The organism is Mycobacterium sp. NTMscope_MAC_269, from assembly GCF_976985695.1.
Genome location: NZ_OZ335668.1, coordinates 796,812 through 809,122, shown reverse-complemented (window position 1 = coordinate 809,122; position 12,311 = coordinate 796,812). Strand labels below are relative to the sequence as shown.

16 protein-coding genes are annotated in these 12,311 nt (G+C 69.9%); 8 read left to right on the top strand and 8 right to left on the bottom strand.

From position 1 onward, the window contains the following. The first annotated feature begins 69 nt into the window (after nt 1-69). Together ACZ50Z_RS04020 and ACZ50Z_RS04015 are read left to right on the top strand one after the other, a co-directional pair. Nucleotides 70-729, top strand: a complete 660-nt coding sequence (locus ACZ50Z_RS04020; RefSeq protein WP_464482371.1) for a (2Fe-2S)-binding protein — start codon at nt 70-72, stop codon at nt 727-729. A gap of 29 nt (nt 730-758) precedes the next feature. Next, nucleotides 759-1,391 (top strand): flavodoxin family protein, encoded by a 633-nt coding sequence (locus ACZ50Z_RS04015; protein WP_464486079.1) that lies wholly within the window; start codon nt 759-761, stop codon nt 1,389-1,391. Nucleotides 1,392-1,401: 10 nt separating this feature from the next. Here ACZ50Z_RS04015 and ACZ50Z_RS04010 read toward each other — a convergent pair whose 3' ends face one another. From ACZ50Z_RS04010 to ACZ50Z_RS04000, 3 genes are read right to left on the bottom strand one after another with little or no spacing between them, the layout of a single operon-like run. After that, the gene (locus ACZ50Z_RS04010; protein WP_425326323.1) at nt 1,402-1,596 is read right to left on the bottom strand and encodes a DUF3046 domain-containing protein; all 195 of its coding nucleotides are present in this window, start codon (nt 1,594-1,596) and stop codon (nt 1,402-1,404) included. Nucleotides 1,597-1,649: 53 nt separating this feature from the next. Beyond that, nucleotides 1,650-1,919, bottom strand: a complete 270-nt coding sequence (locus ACZ50Z_RS04005; RefSeq protein WP_464482370.1) for a hypothetical protein — start codon at nt 1,917-1,919, stop codon at nt 1,650-1,652. Between the two features lie 32 nt (nt 1,920-1,951). Further along, the gene (locus ACZ50Z_RS04000; RefSeq protein WP_464482369.1) at nt 1,952-3,118 is read right to left on the bottom strand and encodes a glycosyltransferase; all 1,167 of its coding nucleotides are present in this window, start codon (nt 3,116-3,118) and stop codon (nt 1,952-1,954) included. 52 nt (nt 3,119-3,170) lie between these two features. On the opposite strand from ACZ50Z_RS04000, the gene ACZ50Z_RS03995 reads away from it, so the two are divergent. After that, complete coding sequence (locus tag ACZ50Z_RS03995) at nt 3,171-3,602, top strand: limonene-1,2-epoxide hydrolase family protein (protein WP_464482368.1); 432 nt, start codon at nt 3,171-3,173, stop codon at nt 3,600-3,602. A gap of 16 nt (nt 3,603-3,618) precedes the next feature. Then, entirely contained in the window at nt 3,619-4,017 is a 399-nt protein-coding gene (locus tag ACZ50Z_RS03990) for a DUF5313 domain-containing protein (protein ID WP_464482367.1), read from the top strand. Between the two features lie 83 nt (nt 4,018-4,100). Here ACZ50Z_RS03990 and pspM read toward each other — a convergent pair whose 3' ends face one another. The 4 genes from pspM to pgsA all read right to left on the bottom strand — a co-directional run bounded on the left by pspM (nt 4,101) and on the right by pgsA (nt 6,925). Beyond that, nucleotides 4,101-4,910, bottom strand: a complete 810-nt coding sequence (pspM, locus tag ACZ50Z_RS03985) for a phage shock envelope stress response protein PspM (RefSeq protein ID WP_464482366.1) — start codon at nt 4,908-4,910, stop codon at nt 4,101-4,103. 9 nt (nt 4,911-4,919) lie between these two features. Continuing rightward, nucleotides 4,920-5,747, bottom strand: a complete 828-nt coding sequence (gene pspA / locus ACZ50Z_RS03980; RefSeq protein WP_464482365.1) for a phage shock protein PspA — start codon at nt 5,745-5,747, stop codon at nt 4,920-4,922. Between the two features lie 133 nt (nt 5,748-5,880). Beyond that, on the bottom strand, nt 5,881-6,219 hold the full coding sequence (gene clgR, locus ACZ50Z_RS03975; protein WP_464486078.1) for a transcriptional regulator ClgR: 339 nt from the start codon (nt 6,217-6,219) through the stop codon (nt 5,881-5,883). Nucleotides 6,220-6,334: 115 nt separating this feature from the next. Then, the gene (pgsA, locus tag ACZ50Z_RS03970) at nt 6,335-6,925 is read right to left on the bottom strand and encodes a CDP-diacylglycerol--glycerol-3-phosphate 3-phosphatidyltransferase (RefSeq protein ID WP_464482364.1); all 591 of its coding nucleotides are present in this window, start codon (nt 6,923-6,925) and stop codon (nt 6,335-6,337) included. A gap of 38 nt (nt 6,926-6,963) precedes the next feature. Between pgsA and ACZ50Z_RS03965 the strand changes: the two genes are divergently transcribed. Further along, a complete protein-coding gene (locus tag ACZ50Z_RS03965; RefSeq protein ID WP_464482363.1) occupies nt 6,964-7,497 on the top strand; it encodes an amino-acid N-acetyltransferase in 534 nt (177 codons plus the stop codon). Here ACZ50Z_RS03965 and ACZ50Z_RS03960 read toward each other — a convergent pair. After that, entirely contained in the window at nt 7,494-10,007 is a 2,514-nt protein-coding gene (locus ACZ50Z_RS03960; protein WP_464482362.1) for a DNA translocase FtsK, read from the bottom strand. The two genes, ACZ50Z_RS03965 and ACZ50Z_RS03960, sit on opposite strands and share 4 nt — an antisense overlap. A gap of 168 nt (nt 10,008-10,175) precedes the next feature. Between ACZ50Z_RS03960 and ACZ50Z_RS03955 the strand changes: the two genes are divergently transcribed. The 3 genes from ACZ50Z_RS03955 to ACZ50Z_RS03945 are packed head-to-tail and all read left to right on the top strand — an operon-like array spanning nt 10,176 to nt 12,198. Further along, on the top strand, nt 10,176-10,490 hold the full coding sequence (locus tag ACZ50Z_RS03955) for a putative quinol monooxygenase (RefSeq protein WP_008258613.1): 315 nt from the start codon (nt 10,176-10,178) through the stop codon (nt 10,488-10,490). Then, nucleotides 10,490-11,320: a mycofactocin-coupled SDR family oxidoreductase gene (locus tag ACZ50Z_RS03950; protein ID WP_464482361.1), complete on the top strand. Its 831-nt coding sequence runs from the start codon at nt 10,490-10,492 to the stop codon at nt 11,318-11,320. Before ACZ50Z_RS03955 ends, ACZ50Z_RS03950 begins: the two co-directional genes overlap by 1 nt. A gap of 5 nt (nt 11,321-11,325) precedes the next feature. Beyond that, nucleotides 11,326-12,198: an SAM-dependent methyltransferase gene (locus ACZ50Z_RS03945; protein ID WP_464482360.1), complete on the top strand. Its 873-nt coding sequence runs from the start codon at nt 11,326-11,328 to the stop codon at nt 12,196-12,198. Nucleotides 12,199-12,311 lie beyond the last annotated feature (113 nt).

The window sequence follows — 12,311 nt, the reverse complement described above, 5'->3', positions numbered from 1 at the left end:
AGAGCCCCCGAGAGCCCCCGAAAGGCGACAGGCGTTCGGGCGAATTTCCCCACGAGGCGGGCGCGACGCATGGACATCTCCACCGAGCTGGCCGAAACAGCTTCCTACGGAGGCTTTTTCGCCCTGACCGTCGGTGGCGACGCGGCGGGATGGCATCCGGTCGCGCAGTCCTACGCCGACGGCTGCGCCGACCTGATCGAGGCCACCCTCCGGCGCTACGGCACGACCGACCTGCGGATCGGTGCCTCACTGGTGCACCTCGGCCACGCCACCCGGCTGTGGTCGCCGGTGCTCGCGTGCGCGATCGGCCACGGCGTCCTCCCCGATCTCGACGGGCTGCAACGCGCCGCCGACGGCGCGGCGCTACGACTGCCCGAACCGCTCGGGTTCCCAGCCGATTCACCGGACGCGCTGTACCGCGCGGTGGTCAGTGAGCACATGCTCCCGCTCGCCGTCGGCCTGCCGGTCAAGCTCGCCCCCGCGTTGCTGGCGGGCAACATCGCCTCCGCGCTGGTGGGAGCCGCGCGGGCGCTGCTGTCGGCGCGTCCCGACCTGCGCCGACCGATCGTCGAGACGACCCATTCGCTGCTGGACACCGGGGTGCTGGCGGGATCCGGCGTGATCACCGGCGACGGGCTGGGCTTCCGGCGCGGCAGCTGCTGCCTTTTCTATCGCCTGCCCGGGGGTTCTTTGTGCGGCGACTGCGTGCTGCACCGGACGCCGCGGTAGGGTGTCGTTTGGCGTCGGCGTCCCGGGGTATCAGGCCCACCATGTCCTCATCGCAATCCCTGCGCGCCATCGCACTGGTCTGCTCGTTGAAGAAGAGCCCCGCGCCGTCCAGCAGCGACCTGATCGCCAACCAATTACTCGATCAACTGCGCAGCGCGGGCGTCGAGGGCGAGGCCGTGCGGTGCGTGGACCTGGCGCTGTTGCCCGGTGTCGAGGCCGACATGGGATCGGGCGACGAGTGGCCGGGGTTGCTGACAAAGATCAAGGCGGCCGACATCGTCATCGTGTCGACGCCCACGTGGGTCGGGCACATGTCGAGCGTCGCGCAACGCGTCCTGGAGCGCCTCGATGCCGAGCTGTCCGACACCGACGATGCGGGACGGCCGGCGATGGTGGGCAAGGTGGCGCTGGCGGCGGTCGTGGGCAACGAGGACGGCGCGCACAAGATCGTGGCCGACCTCTTTCAGGCGCTCAACGACATCGGGTTCTCGATCGCCGCGCAGGGCTGCACCTACTGGAACGGCGAGGCCATGCAGGGCACGGACTACACCGACCTCGACGACGTCCCGGACGAGGTCGCGTCCGCCACCGCCAACGCAGTCCGCAACGCCGTGCACCTGGCCACCGTGCTGCGCCAAAACCCTTATCCGGCATACGAATAACGCGCGCGAATCACCACTGCTCGTGGGGCACGTCGAAGTCGACGCACAACGCCCGCCACACGTCGCGGGGTTCGATCCCCTCCTCGATGGCCTGGGCTGCCGTGCGCCCGTCGAAACCGGTCAGCACGTGGTCGACCAAGACCGATGACCCGTAGGTGGTACCGAAACGCAGGACCACCCGCTCGTGAAACTCCGTTAGCCGCACGCCAGTGAACATACCCAGCGGGCATGGATCGGACACCCGGGCGCGAACGCCGCCTACCGCCAGCTGGCGGGCAGATCGATGATGTGATTCGGGCAGACCCGCTGGGCCGCGATGGACATGAGGTCGCGGGCGTGTTGCGCCGACATCGTGGCGCGCAGCTGCATGAAGGCGTATTCGGCCGGCGCGAGCCCCTGTTGCGCGGCGGCCGGATCATCCATCAACTGGCAGGCCTGCTCCTCGGGGCTGTCCGCGTGCGCGGCGCCGGCCCCGAACACCGAGCCCACCAGCACGACGCCGGCCGTGACCACCGTGACCATCCTCATCGCGGGCCTCCCGCCGGAGCATAAGGCGGTGGTCATCCGGCCACCGCCAGCGCCTCGTGGCACACCCGGACCGGATCGGCGACGTCGGCGATGCCGGCGGCGGCGCGCTGCGCCGCGGCCCGGTAGCCCGGCGAGGCCAGCACCTCGTTGACCGCGGCCACCAGCGCCTCGGCGCTCAGCGGCCGAATCAACCGCGCGCTGCCCTGGCGGACCACCCGGTTGGCGATCTCCCACTGGTCGCCGCCGCCGGGCACCGCGACCAGCGGGACCCCGGCCAGCAGCGTCTTGGCCACCATCCCGTGCCCGCCGCCGCAGATCACCACGTCGGCATGCGTCAACAACTCGGCCTGGCTGCCCAGCCCGACCACCGCCCACGGCGGCACCGTCAGCTCCGTCCCGCCCAGCCGCGAGACCACCACCCGCGCCCCCGCCGGCAGCGTGTCCCCCGGTATCAGGCAGGCCAGGGCCACCTCGGCCAGGCCTTCGGTGCCGGTCAGCGCGGTCGACGGCGCGACCACCACCACGGGCCCGGACCCCGCGGGGATGTCCAGCGTCCGGTCGGTCGGCTCGAAGTGCAGCGGGCCCACCACGACCGCCTCCGGCGGCCAGTCCGGCCGGGGCACCTCACACGCGGGCAGCGTCGCGATCAGCCGTCGCAGCGGCCCGGGATCCTCGGCCGGCAAGCCGATCTCGACCCGCACCGCCGCACGCTGCCGCAGACCGGCCCGCCAGGAACGCGCGGTCAGCGCGCGCATGGTGGCGTCCCGCAGCCGGCCGCGGATGCCGGTGCCCGGCGCCAGCCCGCTGCCGATCGGCGGCAGGCCTTTCGACGGCAGGTACAGCGGGTGCGGATTGAGTTCGATCCACGGGATCCCCAACAGCTCGGCGGCCATACCGCCGCCTGCGGTGATGACGTCGGAGACCACCAGGTCGGGCGCCAGGCCGCGCAGCGCGGGCACGTTGAGCACGGCCATCCGCGCGGCGCGTCGGTGGATCCTGGCCCCGGCGTCGACGTCGTCGTCGGTGGCGACCAGCCCGTCCAGCGCGACGGCGTCGATGCCGGCGCCGCGGGCGGTGTCGATCCACTCGGCGCCGGTGAACAGCGTGGGTTCGTCGCCCGCCGCGGCAAAGCGCCGGCACAGCGCGATCGCCGGAAACGAATGCCCGGGATCCGGCCCGGCGACCACGGCGACACGCATCGGGTTCACCCTGCCACAGCGCCGAGCCGCCACGCTCGCCTACGCTGGCAAGATGACCGAGCTGACTGGGACAACCGCTACGAACACCCGTACGGTCGAAGGATTCCTCAACGCGCTGCGGGACGCGGACTACGAGGCCGCCGACGCCGCGCTGGCCGACGACCTCGTCTACGAAAACGTCGGCCTGCCCACCATCCATGGCCGCGCCCGGGCCATGAAGCTGTTTCGCCAGATGGAGGGCCGGGCTGCCTTCGAGGTGAAGATCCACCGCATCGCGGCCGACGGCGCCGCGGTGCTCACCGAACGCACGGACGCGCTGATCTTCGGCCCGCTGCGGCTGCAGTTCTGGGTGTGCGGCGTGTTCGAGGTCCGAGGCGGGCGAATCACGTTGTGGCGCGACTACTTCGACTTCTTCGACATGCTCAAGGCCACCGCTCGCGGCCTGGCGGCGCTGGTGTTGCCGTCGCTGAAAGCGACGTTCTGAGCGCGGGGACATGACGATGAGCCGGGACGCCGGCCGCACGCGGCCGAATTTCTTGCAGTTCGTCCGCTATTGCTGCGGTGGCCGACTGCCGGACTCGATGCGCGACTGGGTACGCAACGACCTGGCCGGCAAGGGCGCGGGCGCACGGATGATGCGCCGCGTAGCGGTGCCGGCGGTGGTGGTGCTGGCCCCGTTCTGGTTGATCCCGACGACGCTCGACGTGCATCTGAGCATGACGCTGCCGATTCTCATTCCGTTCGTGTACTTTTCGCACGCGCTCAACAAGGTGTGGCGCCGCCACATGCTGGCCGTGCACGGCCTGGATCCCGAGTTGGTCGACGAGCTGGCCCGCAAACGCGACGCCCGCATGCATCAGTCCTACATCGAGCGCTACGGCCCGCGCCCGGAAGACTAACGCCGACGGTGGCGACCCGCTTCGCCCGTCTTGGACTAGGCGGCGACCCGCCGCGCTCGGCTACGCCGCGCTCGCGATCGCCACTAGCCGGCGCCGCGCAACCCGCCGAGTTCGTCGAACGCCTGCGCCCAACCCACCAGACGGTCCGTCGCCCCCGCCAGCTCCGCGCGGTAGCGCTGCGACTCGGCCAGCCCGTCACCGTTGGCCGAGGACACCAATTGCGCTGCGGCGGTTACCATTTCGTTGTACTGGCGAACGCCCGCGCTCAGTTGCGCGGTGAACGCGTTGATGGTGGGCACCAGATACGACCGCGATTCCTGATTGGCCTGCGCCGCCCGCTCCATCGACACCACCTGCGCGGCGGTGGACGCCATGGCCGCCGACGTTTTGGCGGCGGCCGCGGTCAGGTCGCGGATCTCGGCCGTCGGCAACATCGCGCCCCGCTCCAGCACGGCGACCAGTGAGAAGAAGCCGCGTTCGGAGGCGCCCAGCGCGTACATGGCGGGGCGCGCCGCCGAACCCGGCGGCGGCAGCCGGCGCGCGGTCGTGGTCCGGGGCACCGGCAGCGGCTCGGCGCGCAGCCAGCGGTAGCGCAGCAGCAACAGGGTGGCCGGGATGGCCATGACGACAGCGACGCCGCCGGTGATCTGCAGCAGCAACGCGAACCATCCCCAGGCCGCGAGCAGGATCGTCACCATCGCCCAGAAGACGCACCCGGCGGCGAATATCAGGCCCCACCGCAGCGCGCGGCGGCGCCGGCGCAGCTGCCGTGCGCGCGGGTCGGCGGCCGCGCTGATCTTGCGTGCCACCAGGTCGGACAGGTCCGCGGCGGTGGCCAATCCGCGGTGCAGCAACGCGCGCCACAGGGCGGGCCGCGGCGCGTTCACCGCCATGACACCGGGCTACTGACCAAGTGGCTTCTCGCTGACCGCGTCGCCGGCACTCTCCGCGGGCGCGGGAGTGGCGGGCGTGGAGCCCGCCGCGGGCGTCCCCCCGGTCGGCAGCGCCTCGCCGCGCATGGACGCGCGGATCTGCTCGAGCCGGGAATGGCCGGCCATCTGCACGCCGGCCTGCTCGACCTCGAGCATCCGGCCCTGCACCGAGCCCTGCGCCAGCTCGGCGGCCCCGATCGCGTTGGCGTAGCGGCGCTCGATCTTGTCGCGTACCTCGTCGAGGCTGGGCACGTTGCCCGGGGCGGCCAGTTCGCTCATCGACTGCAACGAGGCGCTGACCTGCTCCTGCATCTTGGCCTGCTCGAGCTGGCTGAGCAGCTTGGTGCGCTCGGCGATCTTCTGCTGCAGCACCATGGCGTTCTGTTCGACCGCCTTCTTGGCTTGTCCGGCCGCGCTCAGCGCCTGATCGTGCAGCGTTTTGAGGTCTTCGACGCTCTGCTCGGCGGTGACCAGCTGGGCCGCGAACGCCTCGGCGGCGTTGTTGTATTCGGTGGCCTTGGCGGTGTCCCCGGCGGCGGTGGCCTGGTCGGCCAGCGTGAGGGCCTGGCGCACGTTGACCTGAAGCTTTTCCACGTCGGCCAGCTGACGGTTGAGCCGCATCTCGAGTTGGCGCTGGTTGCCGATGACCTGCGCGGCCTGCTGGGTCAACGCCTGGTGGGCGCGTTGCGCTTCCTCGATGGCCTGCTGGATCTGCACTTTGGGGTCTGCGTGCTCGTCGATTTTCGCGTTGAACAGCGCCGTGAGGTACTTCCACGCCTTGACGAACGGATTGGCCATGAGTGAGCTCCACCTTCGCTTCTCGAGGGGCCGGATGGTCCGGATCGACCCTGACGGGCCCTGCGCCTGACGCTCAATTTAATGGGTTGGCGCCGATCGCCCCACCCCTTGCGCGGGATCGGTGCCCCGGCGCTCAGGCCAGCGCCAGCGACCCCACCGGCGGGATGACGACCTTGGTGCTGACGTCGATGCTGGTGCCGGCGGACGCGCCGACGGCGGCCCGCTCGCGGGCCCTTTCGTGGTCGGCCATCCGCTCACCGGCATGGGTGAGGACCGACGACAACGGGACGTCCAGCGCGTCGCAGATCGCGTTGAGCAGCTCGCTGGACGGCTCCTTGCGGCCGCGCTCGACCTCGGACAGATAGCCGAGGCTCACTCGCGCTGAATCAGACACCTCACGCAGCGTGCGGCCCTGTGTCGTGCGGGCCTCGCGCAGCACGTCGCCGATGACCTCGCGCACCAATGGCGGCATCCCGCCCTCCTTCGTCCAGTCGGCCCTGCGCGGCACGAACTCAGCTTTCCTCCGGCAGGTGCTCATTAGGTGAACGCCGTCGGCTGCGGTCTGGTTCCCGCTCGGCGGCGCGGGATCAGCCGTTCGTGCGGCGCACTTCCCGAACGGTCGACACGACGTAGTCGATCCCGGTGATCACCGTCAGCACGATTGCCGCGCCCATCACCACGTCCGCGGCCACCCGGAACCCTCCCCCCAGCGGCAGGACGAACAGCCCGATGGCCAACACCTGCACGACGGTCTTGAGCTTGCCGCCCCAACTGGCCGGGATGACGCCGCGGCGGATCACGGCCAACCGCAGCACGGTCACCCCGAATTCGCGGGCCAGGATCACCACGGTGACCCACCACGGCAGCTCGCCGAGCATCGACAGGCCGATCAGCGCCGATCCCACCAGCGTCTTGTCCGCGATCGGGTCGACGAACGCGCCGAATTCGGTTGCCATGCCATAGTTGCGGGCCAGCAGGCCGTCCAGCCGATCGGTGATGCAGGCGACCGCGAAGATGAGGAACGCCACCACCCGGAAGCCGGCCTCGCGGCCGTCGCCGGCGAACAGGGCCAGCAGGAAGACCGGGACCAGCACCAGCCGCAGCAGCGTCAGCGTGTTGGCGAGGTTGGCGATGTTCGCGCGGCCTACCACCGGACCCGTCTGCGGCTGCCCCGACACGGCAACAGAATAACGGTTGACCAGCGCTGCCGTCCCCGATGCCGATACTGTTAGCCGTGAGCAGAAGTCCACAGGGCTACCGGCCGCTGGTGCGGCGGGCGCGAACGTCCGACGTTCCCGCCATCAAGCAACTGGTCGACACCTACGCGGGCAAGATCCTGCTCGAAAAGAATCTCGTCACGCTCTACGAGGCCGTTCAGGAGTTCTGGGTGGCCGAGCACGAGGGCCGCGTGGTCGGCTGCGGGGCGCTGCACGTGCTGTGGGCCGACCTCGGCGAGGTGCGCACGGTCGCGGTCAACCCGGCGATGACCGGCCACGGCATCGGCCACGCGATCGTCGACCGGCTGCTCGAAGTCGCCCGCGAATTGGCCCTGAAGCGGCTGTTCGTGCTGACGTTCGAGACCGACTTCTTCGCGCGGCACGGGTTCACCGAGATCGAGGGCACACCGGTCACCGCCGAGGTGTTCGAGGAGATGTGCCGCTCCTACGACATCGGTGTGGCCGAGTTTTTGGACCTGAGCTACGTCAAGCCCAACATCCTCGGCAACTCCCGGATGCTGCTGGTGCTCTAGCCGTCGTCGGCGTCGGATCCGTTGGCGTCGGCACCGCCCCGGATCAGCGCCAGCGTCCCGGCCAGCTCGTCGGGCTTGATCAGCACCTCGCGCGCCTTGGAACCCTCGGACGGCCCGACGATGCCGCGGGTCTCCATCAGGTCCATCAGGCGGCCGGCCTTGGCGAAGCCGACACGCAGCTTGCGCTGCAGCATCGAGGTGGAGCCGAACTGGCTGGACACCACGAGCTCGACCGCCTGCAGGAAGACATCCATGTCGTCGCCGATGTCCGGGTCGACGTCGGTGCGCTCCCCGGTGGGCTTGGCGGTGGTGACGCCCTCGGTGTACTCGGGTTCGGCCTGGTCCTTGCAGGCGGTGACGACGGCCTGGATCTCCTCGTCGGTGATGAAGGCGCCCTGCAGCCGGATCGGCTTGCCCGCGCCCATCGGCAGGAACAGGCCATCACCCATGCCGATCAGCTTTTCCGCGCCGGCCTGGTCCAGGATGACCCGGCTGTCGGTGAGCGACGACGTGGCGAACGCCAGCCGCGACGGCACGTTGGTCTTGATCAAACCGGTGACCACGTCCACCGACGGGCGCTGGGTGGCCAGCACCAGGTGAATGCCTGCGGCGCGGGCCTTCTGGGTGATCCGCACGATCGCGTCCTCGACGTCGCGGGGAGCGGTCATCATCAGGTCGGCCAGCTCGTCGACGATCGCCACCACGTACGGGTAGGGCCGGTACTCGCGCTGGCTGCCCAGCGGCGCGGTGATGGCCCCGGAGCGCACCTTCTCGTTGAAGTCGTCGATGTGCCGTACCCGCGACGCCTGCATGTCCTGGTAGCGCTGCTCCATCTCCTCGACCAGCCACGCCAGCGCGGCCGCCGCCTTTTTGGGCTGGGTGATGATCGGGGTGATCAGGTGCGGAATGCCTTCGTACGGCGTGAGTTCCACCATCTTGGGGTCGATCAGGATCATCCTGACCTCTTCCGGGGTGGCCCGGGCCAGCAGCGAGACCAGCATCGAGTTGACGAAGCTGGACTTACCCGAGCCGGTGGAGCCGGCGACCAGCAGGTGCGGCATCTTGGCCAGGTTGGCCGAGATGAAGTCGCCCTCGATGTCCTTGCCCAGCCCGATGACCAGCGGGTGGTGATCACGCCGCGTCGACGGCGCGGTGAGCACGTCGGCAAGTCGCACCATCTCCCGGTCGGTGTTGGGCACCTCGATGCCCACGGCCGACTTTCCGGGGATGGGCGCGAGCATGCGCACGCTTTCGGTGGCCACCGCATAGGCGATGTTCTTCTGCAGCGCGGTGATCTTCTCGACCTTCACCCCCGGCCCCAGTTCGACCTCGTAGCGGGTGACAGTGGGTCCGCGGGTGCAGCCGGTCACCGCCGCGTCCACCTTGAACTGGGTCAGCACTTCGGTGATGGCATCGGCCATGACGTTGTTGGCGGCGCTGCGCTTCTTGGGTGGGTCCCCCGCCACCAGCAGGCTCAGCGACGGCAGCACGTAGGGACCCTCGACGACGCGGTCCAGCTCGAGCGTGTCGTGCTTGTCCGCCGACCGTCCGCGCTTGCGGCCCCGCGTCGGGCCGGGTTGTAACGCCGGTTCGGGAACCGTGGGGATGTCGTCCTGCAGCGCGGCCTGGGCGTCGTCGTCGGGTGACCACGCCGCCGGCGCGTCGGCGGGTTCGGGCGGCGCGTCGTCGTAATCGTCGTGCGCGGGTCCGGCCTCGTCATCGTCGAACTCGTCGGCGTAGTCGTAGGGCTCGTCGTCGTAGTCCTCGTCGACGAACCGGGTGTGGAACAGGTTGCGCATCACCACGGGCACCTCACGGATCGTGGTGCCCGTCAGCAGCAACAGCCCGAACATGAAGCCGATGAACAGCAGCGGCGCGGCAATCCAGGGTGTCAGCCCGTCCGAGAGCGGCCCGCCGATGGCGAAGCCGATGAATCCCGCCGCGTGTCGACGCGCTTCCGGGTCACCCGGCGAGCCGGACCACAGATGGCGCAATCCGAGCACCGACAGAGTGATCAGGCTGGCGCCCAGGATCAGCCTGGGGCGCACGTCGGGATCGGGCTCGGTCCGCATCAGGGTCACCCCCACCGCGGCGGTGACGACCGGCAGCGCCAGCACACCGGCGCCGACGAAGGTCCGCACCAGGGTGTCGACCCACGCGCCGACCGGCCCGGCGGCGTGGAACCAGGAGCTGGCGGCCACCACCACCGAAAAGCCCAGCAAAAGCAGCGCGATGCCGTCGCGGCGGTGGCCGGGATCGATGTCGCGGGCCCGCCCGATCGACCGGGCCGCGCCGCCGGTCCCCCGCGCGGCCATCAGCCAGGTGGCGCGCAGGGCGCGACCGCAGGTCAGCCCTATTCCGACCAGCGGCGAGTGATTCCGGCGCCGGGCCGGCTTGCGGGGCTTCCTGCGCGGCGCCGCGGGCCGCGCGCCGCGGGACGCGCCGGCGCGCGAAGGGGCCCTTGACCTGCTCGTTCGGCTTCCGGAGCGGGCGGCGGTCTTACTGGGCATGACGGCAAGGGTAGTCGCAACGGCATCATCTACACCACCCGCCACACTGGTAACCGTCTGCCTTGTGAGCATGGGGGCGGGTCGGGGCCCGGGGCGCGTGAGTAGGGTGACATTTCGGTGAGCGAAGTCGTGCTCGTCACCCGTCCCGGAGCGCCCAGGAGGCCAGCAATGCCCGTTGTCGTCGTCGCCACCATGACTGTCAAACCGGAATCGGTCGACACCGTCCGCGACATCCTCACCCGCGCTGTCGAAGAGGTGCACGACGAACCCGGCTGTCAGCTGTACTCGCTGCATCATTCGGGCGAGACCTTCGTCTTCATCGAGCAGTGGGCCGACGAGGAGGCGCTCAAGGCGCACAGCACCGCCCCGGCGATCGGCAAGATGTTCAGCGCGGCCGGCGAGCACCTCGACGGCGCCCCCGACATCAAGATGTTGCAGACGATCTCGGCGGGCGACCCGGCCAAAGGACAGTTGCGCCCCTGATGGCCGCGTCGTCGGAAGGCCCGCTGAAGGGCAAGGTCGCCTTCATCACCGGCGCCGCGCGCGGTCAGGGACGCGCGCACGCGGTGCGGCTGGCCGCCGACGGCGCCGACATCATCGCCGTCGACCTGTGCGACCAGATCGCCAGCGTCCCCTACTCGCTGGCCACGCCGGAGGACCTGGCGGCCACGGTGAAGCTCGTGGAGGACACCGGCGCGCGCATCGTGGCCGCCCGTGGCGACGTCCGCGACCGCCAATCCCTGTCCGCGGCACTGCAAGCCGGCCTCGACGAGTTCGGTCGCCTCGACATCGTGGTGGCCAACGCCGGGATCGCTCCGATGCAATCCGGTGACGACGGCTGGCGCGACGTCATCGACGTCAACCTCACCGGGGTCTACCACACGATCAAGGCCGCGATACCGACGATGGTCGCCCAAGGCACCGGCGGCTCGATCGTGTTGATCAGCTCCAGCGCCGGGCTGGCCGGCGTCGGCAGCCCGGACGCCGGGTCGGTGGGCTACGCCGCCGCCAAGCACGGCGTCGTCGGGTTGATGCGGGTTTACGCCAATCTGCTTGCCGGGCAGATGATTCGGGTCAATTCCATTCATCCGTCCGGTGTCGAGACGCCAATGATCAACAACGAGTTCACCCGGGAGTGGCTGGCCAAGATGGCCGCCGCGACCGACACGCCCGGCGCCATGGGCAACGCCATGCCGGTGGAGGTGCTGGACGTCGAAGACATCGCCAACGCGGTGGCCTGGCTGGTTTCAGACCAGGCCCGCTACATCACGGGCGTCACCTTGCCGGTCGACGCGGGCTTTTTGAACAAGTAGCGGTCATGGCGCGAAATCCGGTAGCGCAGACGGCCTTCGGCCCCATGGTGTTGGCGGCCGTCGAGCAGAACGAGCCGCCCGGGCGCCGCCTGGTGGACGACGACTTCGCGGAGCTGTTTTTGCCGACGCCACTGCGGTGGCTGGTCGGCGCGACGCGGTTCGCGCCGGTTCGTCGCCTGATGATCCGCGGCTCGGAGTTCGCCGGCCCCGGGCTGTGGGCGAATCTGGCCTGCCGCAAGCGTTTTATCGCCGACAAGCTGGCCGAGTCGCTCGACGGCATCGACGCCGTCGTCATCCTCGGGGCGGGGCTGGACACCCGCGCCTATCTGCTGACGCGGCGGGTCCGCATCCCGGTGTTCGAGGTCGACCTGCCGGTCAACGTCGCCCGGAAGTTCAAGACGGTGCGCCGGGTGCTGGGTGAGCCGCCGCTGTCGGTGCGGTTGGTGGCGTTGAACCTCGAGCACGACGACCTGCTCACCGCGCTCGCCGAGCACGGCTATCGCACCGACTACCGGGTCTTCTTCATCTGCGAGGGCGTCACCCAATACCTGACCGAGGCCACGGTTCGCCGCACGCTCGAGGGGCTGCGCGCCGCGGCGCCCGGCAGCCGTTTGGTCTTCACTTACGTCCGTAAGGATTTCATCGACGGCACGAATCGGTATGGCACCCGCACGCTGTACCGCAACGTCCGCCAGCGCCGGCAGCTGTGGCATTTCGGCTTGCAGCCCGACGAGGTCGCCGCGTTTGTCGGCGAGTACGGCTGGCGGCTGGTGGAGCAGGCCGGACCCGATGAACTCGTCGAGCGTTATGTCGAGCCGACCGGCCGCAAACTCAAGGCGTCGCAACTGGAGTGGTCGGCCTACGCAGAGAAAATCTAAGTGCAGCGCCCTGCGCGACGCGTCCTGCGCGACACTTAACCGTCTGCGGCGACACGCCGATCATTACCGCAATGGTTTAAGTTTCGCGGCCCAGGCGCCGCGGGCGCGATCGC

Excerpts from the sequence above, each read along its gene's own strand:
- ACZ50Z_RS04020 (WP_464482371.1), top strand. The coding sequence starts at position 70 with ATGGACATCTCCACCGAGCTGGCCGAAACAGCTTCCTACGGAGGCTTT.
- ACZ50Z_RS04005 (WP_464482370.1), bottom strand. The coding sequence starts at position 1,919 with ATGAGGATGGTCACGGTGGTCACGGCCGGCGTCGTGCTGGTGGGCTCG.
- ACZ50Z_RS04000 (WP_464482369.1), bottom strand. The coding sequence starts at position 3,118 with ATGCGTGTCGCCGTGGTCGCCGGGCCGGATCCCGGGCATTCGTTTCCG.
- ACZ50Z_RS03995 (WP_464482368.1), top strand. The coding sequence starts at position 3,171 with ATGACCGAGCTGACTGGGACAACCGCTACGAACACCCGTACGGTCGAA.
- ACZ50Z_RS03990 (WP_464482367.1), top strand. The coding sequence starts at position 3,619 with ATGAGCCGGGACGCCGGCCGCACGCGGCCGAATTTCTTGCAGTTCGTC.
- pspM (WP_464482366.1), bottom strand. The coding sequence starts at position 4,910 with ATGGCGGTGAACGCGCCGCGGCCCGCCCTGTGGCGCGCGTTGCTGCAC.
- pspA (WP_464482365.1), bottom strand. The coding sequence starts at position 5,747 with ATGGCCAATCCGTTCGTCAAGGCGTGGAAGTACCTCACGGCGCTGTTC.
- clgR (WP_464486078.1), bottom strand. The coding sequence starts at position 6,219 with ATGCCGCCATTGGTGCGCGAGGTCATCGGCGACGTGCTGCGCGAGGCC.
- ACZ50Z_RS03965 (WP_464482363.1), top strand. The coding sequence starts at position 6,964 with ATGCCGATACTGTTAGCCGTGAGCAGAAGTCCACAGGGCTACCGGCCG.
- ACZ50Z_RS03960 (WP_464482362.1), bottom strand. The coding sequence starts at position 10,007 with ATGCCCAGTAAGACCGCCGCCCGCTCCGGAAGCCGAACGAGCAGGTCA.
- ACZ50Z_RS03955 (WP_008258613.1), top strand. The coding sequence starts at position 10,176 with ATGCCCGTTGTCGTCGTCGCCACCATGACTGTCAAACCGGAATCGGTC.
- ACZ50Z_RS03950 (WP_464482361.1), top strand. The coding sequence starts at position 10,490 with ATGGCCGCGTCGTCGGAAGGCCCGCTGAAGGGCAAGGTCGCCTTCATC.
- ACZ50Z_RS03945 (WP_464482360.1), top strand. The coding sequence starts at position 11,326 with ATGGCGCGAAATCCGGTAGCGCAGACGGCCTTCGGCCCCATGGTGTTG.